At 66.9% G+C, this 16207-nt stretch carries 16 protein-coding genes and 2 tRNA genes; 10 read left to right on the forward strand and 8 right to left on the reverse strand.

Annotated features, from left to right (window positions below):
- Positions 1–24 precede the first annotated feature (24 nt).
- The 6 genes from AGI3411_RS00005 to AGI3411_RS00030 all read left to right on the forward strand — a co-directional run bounded on the left by AGI3411_RS00005 (position 25) and on the right by AGI3411_RS00030 (position 6094).
- Positions 25–100: transfer RNA gene (locus tag AGI3411_RS00005), tRNA-Phe, on the forward strand.
- A gap of 165 nt (positions 101–265) precedes the next feature.
- The gene (locus tag AGI3411_RS00010) at positions 266–2746 is read left to right on the forward strand and encodes a mechanosensitive ion channel family protein (protein WP_129525410.1); all 2481 of its coding nucleotides are present in this window, start codon (positions 266–268) and stop codon (positions 2744–2746) included.
- A 32-nt stretch (positions 2747–2778) separates the two neighbouring features.
- A tRNA-Phe gene (locus AGI3411_RS00015) sits at positions 2779–2854 on the forward strand.
- Between the two features lie 167 nt (positions 2855–3021).
- On the forward strand, positions 3022–4761 hold the full coding sequence (locus AGI3411_RS00020; RefSeq protein WP_244240211.1) for an ABC transporter ATP-binding protein: 1740 nt from the start codon (positions 3022–3024) through the stop codon (positions 4759–4761).
- Between the two features lie 41 nt (positions 4762–4802).
- Entirely contained in the window at positions 4803–5570 is a 768-nt protein-coding gene (locus tag AGI3411_RS00025) for a hypothetical protein (RefSeq protein ID WP_129525411.1), read from the forward strand.
- Positions 5567–6094 (forward strand): hypothetical protein, encoded by a 528-nt coding sequence (locus AGI3411_RS00030; protein WP_129525412.1) that lies wholly within the window; start codon positions 5567–5569, stop codon positions 6092–6094. The genes AGI3411_RS00025 and AGI3411_RS00030 overlap by 4 nt, the downstream gene beginning before the upstream one ends.
- 20 nt (positions 6095–6114) lie before the next feature.
- On the opposite strand, the gene AGI3411_RS00035 is transcribed toward AGI3411_RS00030, so the two are convergent.
- The 4 genes from AGI3411_RS00035 to AGI3411_RS00050 all read right to left on the reverse strand — a co-directional run bounded on the left by AGI3411_RS00035 (position 6115) and on the right by AGI3411_RS00050 (position 9045).
- A complete protein-coding gene (locus AGI3411_RS00035) occupies positions 6115–6804 on the reverse strand; it encodes an RNA polymerase sigma factor (protein ID WP_129525413.1) in 690 nt (229 codons plus the stop codon).
- A gap of 19 nt (positions 6805–6823) precedes the next feature.
- Positions 6824–7192, reverse strand: coding sequence for a cupredoxin domain-containing protein (locus AGI3411_RS30310; protein WP_244240212.1), 369 nt, complete (start codon positions 7190–7192; stop codon positions 6824–6826).
- The gene (locus AGI3411_RS00045) at positions 7185–7712 is read right to left on the reverse strand and encodes a DUF4142 domain-containing protein (protein WP_129525414.1); all 528 of its coding nucleotides are present in this window, start codon (positions 7710–7712) and stop codon (positions 7185–7187) included. The genes AGI3411_RS30310 and AGI3411_RS00045 overlap by 8 nt, the downstream gene beginning before the upstream one ends.
- 163 nt (positions 7713–7875) lie before the next feature.
- Entirely contained in the window at positions 7876–9045 is a 1170-nt protein-coding gene (locus AGI3411_RS00050) for a M20 aminoacylase family protein (RefSeq protein ID WP_129525415.1), read from the reverse strand.
- A 169-nt stretch (positions 9046–9214) separates the two neighbouring features.
- Here AGI3411_RS00050 and AGI3411_RS00055 point away from each other — a divergent pair, with 169 nt between their 5' ends.
- Positions 9215–10138 carry a LysR family transcriptional regulator gene (locus AGI3411_RS00055; protein WP_129525416.1) on the forward strand — a complete coding sequence of 308 codons (924 nt, stop codon included), beginning with the start codon at positions 9215–9217 and terminating at the stop codon, positions 10136–10138.
- A 161-nt stretch (positions 10139–10299) separates the two neighbouring features.
- Positions 10300–11289 (forward strand): Bug family tripartite tricarboxylate transporter substrate binding protein, encoded by a 990-nt coding sequence (locus tag AGI3411_RS00060; protein WP_129525417.1) that lies wholly within the window; start codon positions 10300–10302, stop codon positions 11287–11289.
- Here AGI3411_RS00060 and AGI3411_RS00065 read toward each other — a convergent pair.
- Positions 11276–11746: an Lrp/AsnC family transcriptional regulator gene (locus tag AGI3411_RS00065; protein ID WP_129525418.1), complete on the reverse strand. Its 471-nt coding sequence runs from the start codon at positions 11744–11746 to the stop codon at positions 11276–11278. The two genes, AGI3411_RS00060 and AGI3411_RS00065, sit on opposite strands and share 14 nt — an antisense overlap.
- Positions 11747–11938: 192 nt before the next feature.
- Here AGI3411_RS00065 and AGI3411_RS00070 point away from each other — a divergent pair, with 192 nt between their 5' ends.
- Positions 11939–12583 (forward strand): LysE family translocator, encoded by a 645-nt coding sequence (locus tag AGI3411_RS00070; protein WP_129525419.1) that lies wholly within the window; start codon positions 11939–11941, stop codon positions 12581–12583.
- Positions 12584–12628: 45 nt separating this feature from the next.
- Positions 12629–13534: an EamA family transporter gene (locus AGI3411_RS00075; RefSeq protein WP_129525420.1), complete on the forward strand. Its 906-nt coding sequence runs from the start codon at positions 12629–12631 to the stop codon at positions 13532–13534.
- A gap of 37 nt (positions 13535–13571) precedes the next feature.
- Here the strand turns inward: AGI3411_RS00075 and AGI3411_RS00080 are convergent, their stop codons facing one another.
- From AGI3411_RS00080 to otnI, 3 genes are all read right to left on the reverse strand, one after another.
- Positions 13572–14147 carry a hypothetical protein gene (locus AGI3411_RS00080; protein WP_129525421.1) on the reverse strand — a complete coding sequence of 192 codons (576 nt, stop codon included), beginning with the start codon at positions 14145–14147 and terminating at the stop codon, positions 13572–13574.
- Positions 14148–14289: 142 nt separating this feature from the next.
- The gene (locus tag AGI3411_RS00085) at positions 14290–15270 is read right to left on the reverse strand and encodes a Bug family tripartite tricarboxylate transporter substrate binding protein (protein WP_129525422.1); all 981 of its coding nucleotides are present in this window, start codon (positions 15268–15270) and stop codon (positions 14290–14292) included.
- A 112-nt stretch (positions 15271–15382) separates the two neighbouring features.
- Positions 15383–16168, reverse strand: a complete 786-nt coding sequence (gene otnI / locus AGI3411_RS00090; protein ID WP_129525423.1) for a 2-oxo-tetronate isomerase — start codon at positions 16166–16168, stop codon at positions 15383–15385.
- Positions 16169–16207: the final 39 nt, after the last annotated feature.

Genomic DNA, 16207 nt, shown 5'->3' on the forward strand with positions numbered 1-16207 from the left:
TTGTGTATAGTTGCGGACTTCGTTGGCCTGGTAGCTCAGTCGGTAGAGCAGAGGATTGAAAATCCTTGTGTCGGTGGTTCGATTCCGCCCCAGGCCACCAAAAGAATTCGGCTGCCACGGATCATTTCAGTGGTTGCCTGGCAAAAAAAGCCCAGCCTTGCGCTGGGCTTTTTTGCGTCTACTTCCCCTTTCCAGAGCTTCCGCGATATCGTAGGAGGCCCCTTCCGCAGGGCGACTCGCAGCATCCACCCACCGGAACCGTGACATGCGCGCCCATGCCCAGACGCTTTTCAGCCTGATCGTACTGATGCTGATGGCGGGCCTGCCGCTCGGCTCCGCGCACGGACAGACGCTCTCCTCCGCCCCGGTTCAGGCGGCCTCGCCGGGTCCGATGATCCGCCTGGCGGACATTCCGCTGCGCGCCGACACCGACCACCGTTACGCCGAAGGCGTGATCGACAGGATTTCGACGAGCGATCCCGCCGACGCGCTCGCGCCGCGGCTGGAAGCGATCGCGCAGTCCGCCGACGAAAAGCTCCACCAGTTCCAGCCAGCCGAATTGCGCACCCTGCCCGTCATGCGGCTGGAAAGCCTGGAACGGCACTGGATGTTCGACGAACGCCGTTTCGACCACTGGCAGGCGGACATGCAGCGGACCATCGCCCAGTATGCGGGCGACGCCGCGGAACTGGCCCGCCGCAGCGACGCATGGAAGGCCATCAAGAACTCGCCCGCCGCCGCCGGCCTGCCGCCCGCGCTGATGACGCGCGTGGACGCGGTCATCGCGCAATTGGCGCAGGCCGAACAGGCTCTGTCTATCCCCCTGGCCCGCCAGATCACGCTGGGCCAGCGTGCCGCCACCGTCGAAGGACGGATCCTGGCGGGGCAGCGGGCGGTCGCCGACGCCATCGACGATATCGATGCGCGCCTGCTGCAGCTGGACGCGGCGCCGCTCTGGAGCGCCACCGACAAACCCGTCACCCCCGATGAAGCGATGACGCTGCTGCGCACCGGCCTGGAGCTCGAGTTGCGCTTCGCTCGCGAATACGCCGCGGCCGACACCAGCAACCAGCGCGCCCTGCACGTGCTGCAGGTCGTCCTGCTGCCGCTGCTGCTCTGGCTGGCCTGGCGCAGCCGCCACGCGATCCGCGCCAAGGAAATGAGCGAGACGGCCGCCCGGGTGCTGGGGCGCCCCATCTCCGCCTGGCTGCTGCTGGCCATGATGGGCGTGCTGCTACTGGAAGCGGACGCGCCGCTCATCGTGCAGCAGTTCGCGCTGCTGCTGGCGGTCGTTCCCGTCCTGCGGCTGCTGCCGCCGGCCACCCGCCAGCAGCTCGGGCTGTGGCCATACGCCATCACGGGCCTGTACCTGATCGAACGGCTGGGCGTGCTGTTTCTCGCGAGCGAAACCTGGTATCGGCTACACAGTCTTGCCCTGACCCTGCTGGCGCTGGCCACCACCCTGTGGCTGCTCCGCTTCCGGCGCCGCGCGGCCCTGCCGCCCGGCCGGCTGCACCAGGCCTTGCGCGCCATCGCCTGGGGCGCCGCCGCGCTGCTTGCCGTGTCCGCGGCCGCCAATGTCGTCGGCAACCTGTCGCTGGCCGAAATGCTGACCAGCGCCATCGTCAGCAGCGGCTACTTCGGCCTGATGCTGTACGCCGGCGTCACCATCATCGTCACGCTGCTACAGCTGCTGCTGGCGCGGCCGGGCGTATCGCGCTTCCGGATCGCGCGGGAACACGCTCCGCCGCTGGTGCAGCTGCTGATCCGGCTAGTGACGGCCGGCGCGGTCGTGGGCTGGGCTCTCTATGCCATGGACCGCTTCCGCATCTTGCGGGCCACCTACGCCATCGTCACGCAGGTGCTGTCGTACACGCTCGCCGTCGGCAACATCACGATCAGCCTGGGCAACATCCTGGTGTTCGTCATCTCGGTGCTGATCGCGTTCTGGGCCGCGCGGACCATTCGCCTCGTGCTGCACGAAGAACTGCTCAACCGCATGCCGCTGCCGCGCGGGGTGGGCAACAGCATCGCCTCGCTGACCTACTACTCCGTGCTGATGCTGGGGCTTGCGGTGGCGTTGTCGGCGGCGGGCGTCAAGGCCAGCCAGCTTGCCATCGTGCTGGGCGCCCTGGGCGTGGGCATCGGCTTCGGCCTGCAGAACGTGGTCAACAATTTCGTCTCGGGCCTGATCCTGATGTTCGAACGCCCGATCCAGCCCGGCGACGCCGTGGATATCGGCGACACCTCGGGCCAAGTCCGCGAAATCGGCATGCGGGCCACCCGGATCCGGACTTTCGAAGGCGCCGACGTGGTTGTGCCCAACGGTACTCTGCTATCGGAAAAGCTGACCAACTGGACGATGCTGGACCGCAACCGCCGCATCGAGATCAACATCGGCCTGGCCTACGGCACGGACCCGGCGGCCGCTATCGCGCAGCTCACCGACGCCGCGCGCAGAACGTCCGGCGTCTCCCTGGAGCCGGCGCCGCTGGCGCTGTTCATGGGCTTCGGCCACAGCACGCTGGACTTCAGCCTGCGCGCCTGGACGCCCGACTTCGACCGCTGGATGGTGATCCGCAGCGAACTGCTGTCGCGGATGTACGACGCGCTGACGCAGGCCGGCATCGAAATTCCCTACCCGCAAAGCGATCTCCACCTGCGCAGCATTTCCGGCGAGGCAGGCGCCGCGCTCGAACAGGCCCGCCGCCGCGCCGCCCCCCAGGAACCCGCCGCCCCCGCTTGATGCGGATTTTGTGTATAGTTGCGGACTTCGTTGGCCTGGTAGCTCAGTCGGTAGAGCAGAGGATTGAAAATCCTTGTGTCGGTGGTTCGATTCCGCCCCAGGCCACCAATAGATTCAAGCAATTAGCCCCGCCTTTGGCGGGGCTAATTGCTTTGGGGCACGGGATCAAGGCCGCAGGCACCCTCCCGGTTACGCTGGCATCGGCCTGCCGGCCTTGCGGCGCAGGTCGGATAGCATTAGCAATGGCGTGCCACACCTGACTCCCCTTCCTCGCGATGAAGCCCGACTCCTCTTCCCCGTCTTCCTCCATCGGCATGACCCGCGCGGCGCTCGTGCTGTATCGCGCGCTCTGGCACTACGCCGAAGGCGCGCGGCGGCACCTGATGGGCGCCGTCGCCCTGCTGTCGGGCGCGCAGCTGATAAAGCTGACCTTGCCCTGGCTGGCCTCCCATGCCATCAACGCCCTGCAGCAAAACGATATGGCGACCGCGGGCCTCTGGATCATGTTCCTGGTAGGCAGCTACATGATGTCGTGGGTGTTCCACGGCCCGGGACGCGTCCTGGAAGGCAACGTAGGCGTGCGTGTTCGCGAGCGGCTGGCCGACGACCTCTATGCCCGCATCGCCGCCGCCCCGCTGACCTGGCGCGACGGCCGGCACTCCGGCGACCTGCAGCACCGGGTGCTGCAATCCAGCCGCGCGCTGTCGACGTTCGCCCGCAGCATGTACGGATACCTGCACAGCGCCTTGAACTTCGTCGGCCCGCTGGTGGCGCTGACCTTGTTGTCCCACGTCAGCGGCATCATCGCCGTCAGCGGCTACCTGATCATCGCCCTCATCACGCTGCGTTTCGACCTCGCGCTGATGCGGCTGGCCCGTTCCGAGAACGACCAGGAGCGCCGCTATGTCGCGGCGCTGCTCGACTTCGTCAGCAATGCCGGCACCGTGATCGGCCTGCGGCTGCAGGCCGCCTCGCGCAAAGTGCTGGGCCGCCGGCTGGCAACGGTCATGAAACCCTTGCGCCGCGCCCTGTGGGTCAACGAAGTCAAGTGGTGCGTGGTGGACCTGATGGGCATGTGCCTCACCTGGATACTCGTGGTGGAATACGTGTTGCGGCACCGCGAGCCGGGGCAGGCCTTGTTGCTGGGCACCATCTTCATGATCTATCAGTATGCCCAGCAGGCTGCCTCGGTGGTCAGCGCCATTGCCTCGAATTTCCAGAGCTTTTCGCGCATGCACACCGACTTCAGCAGCGCCGAGCCCATCTGGCAGGCGCCGGGCGATCCCGACGCCGTCGTGCCCGCCGTACAGCCCGACGCGCCATGGCAGACCCTGGAGCTGCGCGGCGCCACCTGGCGCTATTCGGATGAAGGGCGCGGCGGCCTGCATGGCGTCGGCCTGGTATTGCGCCGCGGTTCGCGCGTGGCGCTGATCGGCGCCAGCGGCGGCGGCAAGAGCACCTTGCTGCGCACCCTGGCCGGGCTGTACCCGCCGCAACAAGGAGATCTGCTGCGCGACGGCAAACCGGTCAACTGGGCCGAACTGCGCACGCTGGCCACCCTGATTCCGCAAGAGGCCGAAGTCTTCGAAGCCAGCGTCCAGGAAAACCTGACCTTCGGCGAACCCGCCGATCCCGCGGCACTGCAAACCGCCGTGCATACCGGCGTGTTCGATGAAGTGCTGCAACGCATGCCTGACGGCCTGGCCAGCCCGGTAAATGAACGCGGCAGCAATCTGTCCGGCGGCCAGCGGCAACGCCTGGCCCTGTCGCGCGGGGCGCTGGCGGCGCAGGGAAGTTCCCTGCTGCTGCTGGACGAGCCCACCAGCGCGCTGGACCCGCAAGCCGAAGGCCGGGTGTTCGATCGCATGTACGCCGCATTTCCCTCGGCCTGCATCGTGGCCTCGGTGCACCGGCCCAGCCTGCTCAGCCGCTTTGACACGATCGTGGTGATGGAAGGCGGGCGCGTGGTGGATGCGGGGCCGCGCGACGAAGTGCTGGCCCGGCACAAGCCTTGACGGCCGACGCCCGCCGGCCACGCGACTACACTGGATTCTCCATGACGCAACCATCCACTTCCCGCGCACCGGATCGCGCGCCCGGCCGCAGGCGAACGAACCTGTTCGCCTATGCCTGCCTGGCGATCGGTCTCGTGTTTGTTTTCCTGGGCACGGGGATGATCCTGGACGGCGCCGAGGCGGGGATTCCGGTCACGCTGTTCTTCGGCCTGTGCGCCGCGGTTGCCATCCTGCAGATATGGCCGGGCCTGCTCCAGCGTGAGGCGCATTGCGCCGCAGCACTGCTGGCGCGATATCCCGGCCCTGTGCAGCTCAAGGCCGCGGCGTTGAAACTGTGGGTGTTTTCGCTACTGTCGGCGGTCTTCGGCGGCGTGCTGCTGTGGATGCTGCTCCATGAACCGCTGCCGCCGCTGAAGCAGTTGATCCTCTGGCCGGGCGCCGTGCTTTCTCTGTTCGCCGCTGCCATGCTGCTCGTGCGCGCCGCGAAGGACGACACCTTCCTGCGCCTGGGCCGCGACGGCTTCGAAACTAGGCTGGTCTGGAACAGCAAGACGATACGCTGGCAAGACACCAGCGAGTTCACCGTGGTCAGCGTCAGCCGCAACGTGCCCAAGCTGATCGTTTTCGACGACGCCGCGGTCGACCGCGCAGGCACCGCGGGGCTCAACCGGCGTTTCGTCGGCCGCAATTCCAGCCTGGCCGAAACCTATGGGCTCACCCACGAAGCCCTGGCCGAACTGCTCAATGCCTGGCGCGCGCGGGCGCTGGAGCAGGACGCGATATTTACGCGATGGCCCGGGAACCTATGACCGCCGCTCGAACGCTCCTGAACCTGCTTTCCGGCGCCGGCCTGGTCGCCGCATCGTGCCACGCCATCGCCGGCTCGCTCCCCGCCGGGCTCTGCGAACTCCGGCCCGACAAGCCGGGTTATCAGCAGCGGATCTACGACACATTCAAGCCACAGCCGAATCGCGGCGTGACGGTCGTTCTGATGGCGATCGACTGCGAGTCGCTGTCGGCCGCCGAGAACGGGCGCCCGGATCGTCCCAAAATGCTGTTCACGGACTATCGCGCGACCTCGGCGGGCGGTGTCCCGGCCGAGCGGCCCGCGGCATTGGATTTTTTTGAAGCGCGCTACAAGAACCGTCCCGACTACCTCGGCCGCGACGGCTACGCGGTTTACATCAGGCAAGAAAGCGAAAGGCTTTCGGGAGCCAGCGCCTATTCCTCCGTCGATGGGACGGGACGCATCTATACGCTGCTTGAATTCAATGTCCCGGATGCGGCGCAGCGGGCCCAGCGCATTGTGTCGGAGTACGCCAGGTCCCGGTAGCGCCGGTTTGGCCCCGCCGATCAGGCCCCTGCCCTCTTCAAGCGCGCCAGCGTGGTCGCCACCATCCGGTCGCAATCGTCGCCGTCGAACTCGAACAGGCTCTTTTCCGTCACGTCGATATCGTGCGACAGGGATTCGCGCAGCAGCGCGTTGGCGCGGAAATGGCGGCTGCGCACCGTGGCCTCGGGGATGCCCAGGCAATCCGCGGTTTCTTCCACGGACAATTCTTCGACGGAGCGCAGCACGAACACCGTCCGGAAGGCGACCGGCAAGGCGTCCAGCCGCGCCTCCAGCAAGGCGCGAAGCTGCGAGCGGGCCGCGGCGTGGTAGGGCGGATCGAAGTCGTTGATGGTCATCGCGTCAGCCTCGTCCTCTAGATTGCCGGCCATGGGGCACAGCGCCTCGCGGCGCCCATGCTTGCGGAGCCGGCCGAAACACTCGTTCCGCACCAGCCGCGACAGCCAAGTGAAAAGCGAGGACTCGCCCCGGAACCGGACGATGGACCGGTACGCCGCCAGATACGCCTCCTGCAGGGCGTCTTCGGCATCGGCGTCGTTGCGCAGGGTCGCGCGCGCCAGGCGGTAGAGCCGCCGGTTGTGCCGGCGCATCATCAACTCGAACGCGGCTTCCTCGCCCGCCGCAATGCGGCGTGCAAGCGCCAGGTCATTCTCTTCGGCCAGCATGGCCGCCGGCTCAGCCACTGTCGTCATATGCCCAACCTCCGCCTCGTCACTGTGCAACCAGGGTTCCCTGCATGGTCGGATGGAACAGGCAGGTATACGCGATGCTGCCTGCCTCTCCGACAGTGTAGGTCCACGACGCGCCGGCCGCGATAGCCCCGGAATCGAATGCCCGGGAAACCGCGGTGGCCGTGTGGGGCACCAGGTCCTTGTTGACCCACGTCACCTTGTCGCCGCGCCGGGCGGTCAGCGTGGCCGGCGTGAACCGCATGCCTTCGATAGTCACGATATGCTCGGCCGCCTTTCCTCCGGGAAGATCGTCCGCGGCGCGCGCCGGCGCGCCGGCCAGGGCCAGGCCCGCGCAAAGCGCGGCAGCGCCGGCGCGCCGCCATCCCGCGGGCAAGGCCAGCCTAGCCACCGGCGAGCCTCTCTTGCAGCTGTTTGGCGTGTTCCAGATGCGCGATGAAGGCCGGCCGCACCTTGACCAGCAGCGCCTTCAACTCGGCATTGTGCGCACTCGGGATCAGCGTCGTATCCAGGGCCTGGATCACCGCCTCGTGATAGGCCACCTCGTGATCGACGTAGGCTTTGTCGAACGCCGCCCCGCTCAGGCCTTTGAGCGTGGCCAGGTTCTTGTCGCCGCCTTGTTGCAGGCTTTCGCTGGTCGGGTTCGCCTCGGGCGTGACCTTGAGCTTCTTGACCAGTTCGCCCGCGGACTGGTTCACGGCCGTATGGTCGGTCACCATCAGCTTGGCGAACTCCTGGACGTCCTTGGTTCGCGACTTCTGTTCCGCCAGCTTGCCTGCGTCGATGTCCACCTGGTTGGCCACCACGACGATGGCCGCGATCTGCGGGTCCGTCGGACCGTTGCCGTGCGCCAACGCGCCATGGCTGGCCAGGACCAGGGCGCAGAGCCATACTGTCTGAATCGCTTTCATTTCATCCCCCCAAAATGCAGGCGAACCGGCGCGCCGGAATGGCGCGAAACACCGCTTGCATATGGGGTTGGATGTCGCGATCGAGCACCGCGTTCCGGCGGACGCCGTCATCGCGCCGAACCGACCGCGCCCTCGGCCCGTCCCGGATCAGAATGGGTGTCGCTCATGCCGGCATGGCTTCTCTCACAAGCTCGACCCAATAGCGAGCGCCCAACGGCAGGATGTCGTCGTTGAAATCGTAGTACGGGTTATGTACAGGCGGGTTGTCGCCCGCGCGGGCGGCTCCCACGAACACATAAGCGCCCGGCCGCTGTTCCAGCATGTAGGCGAAGTCTTCCGATCCCATGCGCGGCACGCAGGACGTATCCACCTGCTCCACCCCCACCACCCGCGTCGCGGCGCGGGCGGCCAATCGCACTTCGGTCTCCGTATTGACGCAAGCCGGATAGCCGCGGAAATACTCCACCTCGATCGTGGCGCCCGACGTCGTGGCCACGCCCGCGCACACCTCGCGCAGCCGGCGCTCAGCCAAGTCACGCGTTGCGGCGGTCAGCGTGCGACAACTGCCGCGCAACTGCACGCTGTTGGGCACGACATTCCAGGTGTCGCCCGCATGGATCTGCGTAATGCTCAGCACCAGTGCATCGATGGCCTTCACGTTCCGGCTGACGATGGTCTGCATCGCGCTCACCACCTGCGCCGCCGCCACGATGGGGTCGATGCCGTGTTCGGGCTGCGCGGCATGGCACCCCTTGCCGGTCACGGTGATCTCGTAGGTATCGCAGTTGGCCATGACGGTACCCACCCGCGTGGATACCACTCCGAACGGCAGATTGGGCGAGTTGTGCAGCGCATATACGGCGTCGCAGGGGAATTTTTCGAACAGACCGTCCCGCACCATCGCCAGGCCGCCGCCCGCGTGCTCTTCCGCGGGCTGGAAAATGAAGTGCAAGGTGCCCCGCCAGCCCGTGTCGCCGGCCAAGTGATGCGCCGCGCCCAACAGCATGGCGGTGTGGCCGTCGTGGCCGCATCCGTGCATTTTCCCGGCAATCGTCGAACGATGCGTCGCCTCGCCCAACTCCTGCATGTCCAGCGCGTCCATATCGGCGCGCAGGCCGATCACCGGCCCGTCACCCCGCGCCAGCGTCCCTACCACACCCGTGCCGCCGAGCCCACGATGCACCACCGCCCCCACCTCCGCCAGTTCCCGGGCGACCAGATCGGAGGTACGGAATTCGCAGAATGCCGTTTCCGGATGCGCGTGAATATCGCGGCGCCAGTCGCGCATTTTGCGCAGCAATTCAGTGCCGATGGGGGATGCGGTGATGGCCATGAGGCGATGTCTCCATAAACGGGGCCTTCGGGGAAATACGGCTTCCGACTATAGACAAGCGCGGGTACAAACTCGATAGCAACAATCACGCCTTATCGATGCGATTTTTGCAACGTTCGCTTGCCGGCGCCCAAGGCAAGCGCCGAAACCGCGGCGAGGATACGCAACGATGGACAACGTGCTGGAATTCAAGCGGACTCAATGTCTGCTGCAAGTGATCGAGACAGGCTCATTGCGCGCCGCTGCCGACGTCCTGCAGACCGACCCATCCGCGATAAGCCGAGCCGTCGCCCGGCTGGAAGCGGACACCGGGCTGACCTTGCTGGAACGCCGCGGCCGGGGAGTCGTGCCCACGGATGCCGGGCGGCTGGTGGCCCTGTTCGCCCGACGGCAACAGAACCTGAACGAATCCTTCTACGCCGAGGTCAACGACCTGAAGAGCGCCGCGCGGGGCCACGTCGAACTGGCGCTGGGCGAGGGCTTCGTGGACATGCTGCTGGAACCCGTCCTACTTTCGTTCGTGCGCAAGCATCCCGACATCACCTACAGCATCCATGTGGCCGGCACCAATGAAACCGTGCGTTACATCGTCGAAGAACGCGCGCAAATCGCGCTGATCTTCCAGCCGCCGAACGATGTGCGGCTGCGTTCGCACTATTCGCGCGCCGCGCCGATGCGCGTACATGTCCACAAGGACCATCCGCTGGCGCGCACCCGCCGGGCCTTGCGGCTATCGGACCTCGCTCCTCACGGCTGGGCCGCGATGGATGAATCGTTCGGCGTGCGCCAGCACATCCAGGCGGCGGAGCTGGACGAGAACGTCAGGCTGCGGCCCGCGCTGCTGACCAATTCCTTCAAGATCCTGTGGGAATTCGCGAGCCAGGGACTGGGCTATGTCGTGAATCCGCTGTCGATGCCGCTGAAAGGCCCGCAGTTCCGCCAGATGGTTTCACTGCCTTTGGCGAATCCCATCCTGAACAATAGCCGCACCCATGTCATCAGCCTGGCGGGGCGCCATCTGCCGCCCGCTACCGCCGGCATGCTGCTTCATATCCTGAAGACGTTTCCCACTCTGGAGTCTCTCGGTACCTGAGCCGCGCTCTCCTGTGCCGGCCCACCCACCGTTGCAGATTTCACATTGATCCGATCCCTGGTTCGTCATTGATGCCGGCAAACGCCACTGCCTAGACTGCACGGCACAGTCCGGCGCGACGGCCGGCTGCCTTCAAACAGACATGACAAGGGAGATGCAGCATGCGTTGGAATCTACCGGCCCGGACGGCCGCCCTTTTCCTCGCGGTATTCGCCGCCGTGCCGTTGGCGCACGCCGAGGATTACCCAACCAGGAAGCCGCTGAGCCTGATCGTCCCCTACCCGGCCGGCGGCGCCAGCGACGCTTCGGCGCGACAGTTCGGCGTGCACATCGCCAAGGCGCTTAAGCAGCAGGTCGTGGTGGAGAACGTGGGCGGCGGGGCCGGCATGCTGGGCGCGCGCCGGGTCCTGAGCAGCCCGCCCGATGGCTATACCTTCCTGCATGGATCGCCCAACGAGGTCATTCTCAGTCCGTTCCTGAACGCGGCGGCTCATTACAAGCCCGAGGATTTCCGCCTGACCCAGCCCATCAGCGAAGCGACCATCGTGCTGTTGGCGCGCGCCGACCTGCCGGTGTCGGACATCGATGAATTCATCGCCTACGCCAAGCGGCCTGGCGCCCGCCCACTTACCTTCGCCAGCGTCGGCGTGGGCTCGCTGTATCACATCATGACCGAGTACCTGGGGCGGCGCGTGGGCGCGGAGTTCCTGCACGTTCCCTATCGCGGCGGCGCACCGGCGCTACAGGATCTGATCGGGCGCCAGGTCGACTTCGCCGTCCTGCCGTATCAACAGGCAATGGAAGGAATGGCGGCACAGCAACAGTTGAAGATCCTGACCAGCTTCTCCGACAAGCTGCCCGCCCCGCTTTCCCGGATACCGCTGATTTCCCAAAGCAAGACGATTCCCGGCTTTGTCTATACGATCGCCGGCGGCTACTACGTGCGCCAAGACACGCCGACCGCGGAGGTGGCCGCTTTGCATCGCGCGGTGGGCTACGCCCTGGAACAGCCCGACCTGCGCCAACGGATGGAGGCCGAGGGCCGCCTGCTGCTGCAACCGATGAGCCAGCAGGATGCCGACGCCTACGCGGCGACCCAGATCGCCAGATACCGGGAGATGATCCAGGAACTGGGACTCAAGCCGATGTAGCCACCGGCACCCCCAATCCGTACTTGGCTCGGTTCATCACGATCAGGGTGGAAAAGCGCTTGACGTTGGGGTTGCCCCAGAAATGCCGCTGGGCGAACGCCTCGTATTCCCCCATGTCCCGCATGGTCAGGGTCAGCACGAAATCGACCTCGCCGGTGACCGACAGGCACTGCATGACTTCGGGAGCCGCTTGCATCGCGCGCTTGAAGCTGTCCAGCTTGTCGGCGCGCTCGCTTTCCAGCGTCACCAGCACGACCATCATGATCCCCCGCCCCACGGCGGCCGGGTCCACGACGGAAACGTCGCCCAGCACCGCGCCGGACTCGCGCAGCCGCTTCATCCGGCGCAGGCAGGACACCGGCGACAGGTTCACGCGCTGCGCGACCTCCTGGCTGGTGCGCTGGTTGTCTTCCTGCATGCTCTGCAGAATCTGGAGATCGAAATCGTCTAGTTCCATAAAGGTCTCGGAACGTGTTGGATGCGGGCCGGGCCGGCCCGCCCACCGATTCTAAGCCCGGCAGCGCCGGAATCCGGCCCCATTTCGACGGGAAACTTCATTCCGCGCCCCCGGGATGCAGGAATAATTCGGCCGGCTTGCTTACACTAGGAACCCTCCGTCCGCGCCGCGGGCGGGCCGCCTCCCCGTATCATGCCGTCATTCCAGCTTTTCCTGCTATTTCTGGCCGCCGACGCGGCGCTCAAGCTCACGCCCGGCCCCGACATGGCGCTGACCCTTTCCCGGGGCATGACGCAGGGCTTCCGGCCGGCGTTCCACAGCGTGCTCGGCAACGTTGCCGCCGGGTTCATCCAGGTACCGGCGGTGGTGCTGGGGCTGGCCTCCGTGCTGCAGGCCTTTCCGTCCCTGTTCATGGCCATCAAGGCCGCGGGCGGGCTGTACCTGGGATACCTGGGCATCAAGGCCATCATCCGCTGCGCCCGCTCGGCGGAGGTGTCGCTGGCGGCGCGCCCGGGCGATGCGCGCGATGCGTTCTGGCAGGGCTTCACCACCAACCTGCTGAATCCCAAGGTCCTGCTCTTCATGATCGCGTTTCTGCCGCAGTTCACCACGCCGGACAACGGGCCGGTCTGGATCCAGATGCTGGTGCTGGGCATCACGATGAAAGTATTGAGCCTGCCGTACGGCAGCTGTTTCGCCTACGGCGCCTCGCGCATCCGCGGGTGGGTGGGCCGCAATCCGTGGTTCCTGCGGATGCAGCAAGGGCTGCTGGGCGCCGTCATGGTCGGCCTGGCGCTGTATGTGCTCTACTCCACCGCCGAGACCCTGGCCCCCTGATCCCCCGCACCTGACCGACCGCAGCGCGTTTTTCCTTTCCCTGCCATGACTGCCGCAACCTTGAACACCGGACGCGCCGCCTCGCCGTCCACCCTGCTCCCCACGCTATCCCTGATCGGCGCGATGGCCTCGCTGTGCATCGGCACCTCGTTCGCCAAATCGCTCTTCCCGATGGTGGGCGCGCAAGGCACGACCGCCTACCGCATCGTCATCGGCGCGTTGATCCTGCTGGCGATCTGGCGGCCGTGGCGGTTCCCCCTGACGCGCCGGGACGCAGGCAAGATCGCGCTTTACGGGGTGACGCTGGCCTGCATGAACCTGCTGTTCTATATGGCCCTGCGCACGCTGCCGCTGGGCGTGGCGATTGCGATCGAGTTCACCGGTCCGCTGACGCTGGCCGTCGCGCTGTCGCGGCGCGCCATCGACTTCGTCTGGATCGCGTGCGCGGCGGCGGGCCTGGTGCTGCTGATTCCCATGGGCCAGTCGGTACACGACCTGGATCCCACCGGCATCGCCTACGCGCTGGGCGCGGCGGTGTGCTGGGCGCTCTACATTATTTTCGGCAAGATGGCCGGTAATGTGCATGGCGGGCAGGCCACCTCGCTGGGCCTGACGGCGGCGACCCTGGTGGCGCTGCCCGTGGGCGCGGCACACGCCGGCATGGCCTTGCTGGACCCCACGCTCATCCTGGCCGGCATCGGCGTCGGCATCCTGTCCAGCGCCTTGCCCTATTCGCTGGAGATGGTAGCCCTGAAGCGCCTGCCCCCGAAGACCTTCGGCGTGCTCCTCAGCATGGAGCCCGCCATGGGCGCGCTGGCGGGCGTGCTGGTGCTGAACGAGCACCTGGACAAAACACAATGGCTGGCCATCTGCGGCATCATCGTGGCGTCGGCCGGCTGTGCGGCCACGGCCCGGCGGCAAAACAACGCCCCCACGCCCGCGCCGGACTGAGCGCGGGCGGATTTCTCCCGCCTCGGCCCGCCGGGCATCAGCCGAAGCCCACCTCCCGCTGGGGCGGCCTCAGCGGGTCGAAGTCTTCCCAGTGGTTGTTGCGCCAGCGGCCGTTGGCGTGCTCGACGTCCGCGCCGCCGTTGTCGCGCAGGATGCGGCACGCCAGCATTTCACGTTGCGGACGCGTCCGCACGGCCACCATGACGCCGGCCTGGCGGATCTCGGCATGCGAATCCGGATTGAAATGGCCGTGCAGCGTATTGCCGTGGCCCGTCACCCAGAGCGCCCCGAAGAGCGATCCCAGATACGCGCCCACCCCGGCCGCCGCCAGAATCAGCGGCGTGGAATCGCTCACTTCCGACATCACGAACCCGCCGAACACGGCAAAGCCCGCCCCCATGCCGCCCGCCCCCAGGAAGGCACCCATGTCGGCGCGGCCCGAGTCCGGATCGGAACGGCGGTCGCCGCCCCACGGATAGCGGCCATGCTCGCCGGCCGGATTGACGTAGAAAATGTTGATGTCCCAGTCGGGAAAACCGCTGGAGGACAGGCGCTCGGCGGCGGCCTGGGCCGCTTCGAAGCCCTCGAATCGGGCTGCTACGATCAGAGACATGACATGCTCCTCGCCCAGGGCGCGCGCCGAACAACACCTCGCGCCAGCCCTGGCCAGACAGAGTCGACATGGCTTTATCGTACGCCCGCGCCGTCGGCGGGAATGCATCGGTTACACCTTGCGGCGGCTGTTACGCCCGCAATCACTCCGCCGAAATCCGCTTGCTGCGGATCACCGCGCCCCAGCGCTCGTACTCGTCGTGCGCATAGCCCGTGAAAGCCTGCGGCGAGCTGCCAGTGGGCTCCATGCCTTGCAGAGTCAGCTGCTTCACCACGTCCGGCGAGCGCAGCGCCTGAACGATGGCCCGGCTCAGGGTCTCGACCACGTCGGGCGGGGTGCCGGCGGGCGCGACCACCCCCTGCCATGCCGCGGCCTCGAACGCCGGGCCGCCCGCTTCGGCAAAGGTCGGCACGTCCGGCAGCTGCAATGACCGCTTCGCGGCAGGCACCGCGATGGCGCGCAGCCTGCCCGCCTGGATCAGGGGACGCGCCGCGGCCAGGTCGGCCATCATCATCGGCACCACGCCCGAGGCGACGTCCTGCAAGGCGGGCGGCGTGCCCTTGTATGGAATGGCCGTGGCCCGGCCATGGATGGTATCCAGGAACAGTTCCATGGCCAGGTGATGGGGGCTGCCCACGCCCAGGGATGCATAGCTGCCCGGCTGTTCGCGCTTCAGATAAGCCTTCACGTCCGCCAGGGTATGCAGGGGGGAGTCCGGCGCGACGACCAGCACGATGGGCAGCGCCACCAGCGTGGAAACGGGGGCCAGGTCCTTTTGCGGATCGTAGGGCAGCTTGCCGTACAGCCAGGGGTTCAGCGCCAGCGTGCTCATCCCCGCGGTCAGCACCGTGTAGCCGTCCGGCGCCGCGCGGGCGGTTTCCTGGGCCGCGACGATGGTGGCGGCGCCAGGGCGGTTCTCGACCACCACGGTTTGCCCCAGCGTATCGCCGACGTGCCTGGCGACGATGCGGGTCGCGATGTCGCTGCCGCCGCCCGCGCTGAACGGAACCAGCCAGCGGATCGGACGATCGGGATATCCGGCAGCCACGGCCGGGGCGGGAACAGCCGAAACGCCGGCCAGCGTCGCCGCCAGCAGAACGCATTGCACGATGCCTTTGAACATGTCGCGGTCTCCTCGCATTCCTATTTACTTAACATATTAACTATTTTCTGGCCGAGCCAGCACTGCGGGGAAACCATGGGAGAAAACCGGAGATGCGGCATCGGCGCCGCGTTCAGGCGCGGGCGGCCGCCAGCCAGCGCAGGCCGGTCGAGGTGCTGCCCGCGGGACGGTACTCGCAGCCGATCCAGCCGCCGTACCGCAATTCACGCAGCACGCCGAACACCCAGCCGTAATCCAGTTCGCCGCGGTCCGGCTCCTGGCGTAGCGGAACGCCGGCGATCTGCAGGTGGCCGACCCGGCCGGTGGGCAGGTACTCGCGCAGCTTGGCCGTGACATCGCCTTCGACGATCTGGCAGTGGTACAGGTCCATCTGCACTTTCAGGTTGGGCGCATTGACCGCCTGCACGACGGCGTGCGCCTCGTCCTGGCGGTTCAGGAAATAGCCGGGAATGTCGCGCGTATTGATGGGTTCGATCAGCAGCGTGACGCCCGCCGAGCGCGCCTGGCGCGCGGCCCAGTCCAGGTTCTCGCGATAGCAATCCAGCATGGCCTCGCGCGACACGCCGTCCGGAACCCGCCCCGCCATGACGTGGACGTTCGGGCAGGCCAGCGCCGTCGCATAGGACAGCGCCTGCTCAATGCCCGCCTGGAACTCGGCCTGCCGGCCGGGCAAGGCCGCCAACCCGCGCTCGCCGCGGGCGACGACGCCCGGCGGCGCATTGAAGAGCACCTGGGCAACGCCCGCCGCGTTCATCCGCTCGCGCACGAAGGCGGCCGGGGATTCGTAGGGGAACATGCATTCCACGCCCGCGAACCCGTCCGCCGCGGCGGCCGCATAGCGGTCCAGGAACGCGTGTTCCGGGTACATCATCGAAAGGTTGGCGGCGAACTTCAACATGGCGGGCTCCGGGCCGGGCGGCATGCCAGGAAAATAGCA

The sequence above is a fragment of the Achromobacter agilis genome (assembly GCF_900496965.1).
Classification (GTDB): domain Bacteria; phylum Pseudomonadota; class Gammaproteobacteria; order Burkholderiales; family Burkholderiaceae_B; genus Achromobacter; species Achromobacter agilis.

Coding starts and splice junctions, on each gene's coding strand:
- AGI3411_RS00010 (WP_129525410.1), top strand. CDS start 266: ATGCGCGCCCATGCCCAGACGCTTTTCAGCCTGATCGTACTGATGCTG.
- AGI3411_RS00020 (WP_244240211.1), top strand. CDS start 3,022: ATGAAGCCCGACTCCTCTTCCCCGTCTTCCTCCATCGGCATGACCCGC.
- AGI3411_RS00025 (WP_129525411.1), top strand. CDS start 4,803: ATGACGCAACCATCCACTTCCCGCGCACCGGATCGCGCGCCCGGCCGC.
- AGI3411_RS00030 (WP_129525412.1), top strand. CDS start 5,567: ATGACCGCCGCTCGAACGCTCCTGAACCTGCTTTCCGGCGCCGGCCTG.
- AGI3411_RS00035 (WP_129525413.1), bottom strand. CDS start 6,804: ATGACGACAGTGGCTGAGCCGGCGGCCATGCTGGCCGAAGAGAATGAC.
- AGI3411_RS00045 (WP_129525414.1), bottom strand. CDS start 7,712: ATGAAAGCGATTCAGACAGTATGGCTCTGCGCCCTGGTCCTGGCCAGC.
- AGI3411_RS00050 (WP_129525415.1), bottom strand. CDS start 9,045: ATGGCCATCACCGCATCCCCCATCGGCACTGAATTGCTGCGCAAAATG.
- AGI3411_RS00055 (WP_129525416.1), top strand. CDS start 9,215: ATGGACAACGTGCTGGAATTCAAGCGGACTCAATGTCTGCTGCAAGTG.
- AGI3411_RS00060 (WP_129525417.1), top strand. CDS start 10,300: ATGCGTTGGAATCTACCGGCCCGGACGGCCGCCCTTTTCCTCGCGGTA.
- AGI3411_RS00065 (WP_129525418.1), bottom strand. CDS start 11,746: ATGGAACTAGACGATTTCGATCTCCAGATTCTGCAGAGCATGCAGGAA.
- AGI3411_RS00070 (WP_129525419.1), top strand. CDS start 11,939: ATGCCGTCATTCCAGCTTTTCCTGCTATTTCTGGCCGCCGACGCGGCG.
- AGI3411_RS00075 (WP_129525420.1), top strand. CDS start 12,629: ATGACTGCCGCAACCTTGAACACCGGACGCGCCGCCTCGCCGTCCACC.
- AGI3411_RS00080 (WP_129525421.1), bottom strand. CDS start 14,147: ATGTCTCTGATCGTAGCAGCCCGATTCGAGGGCTTCGAAGCGGCCCAG.
- AGI3411_RS00085 (WP_129525422.1), bottom strand. CDS start 15,270: ATGTTCAAAGGCATCGTGCAATGCGTTCTGCTGGCGGCGACGCTGGCC.
- otnI (WP_129525423.1), bottom strand. CDS start 16,168: ATGTTGAAGTTCGCCGCCAACCTTTCGATGATGTACCCGGAACACGCG.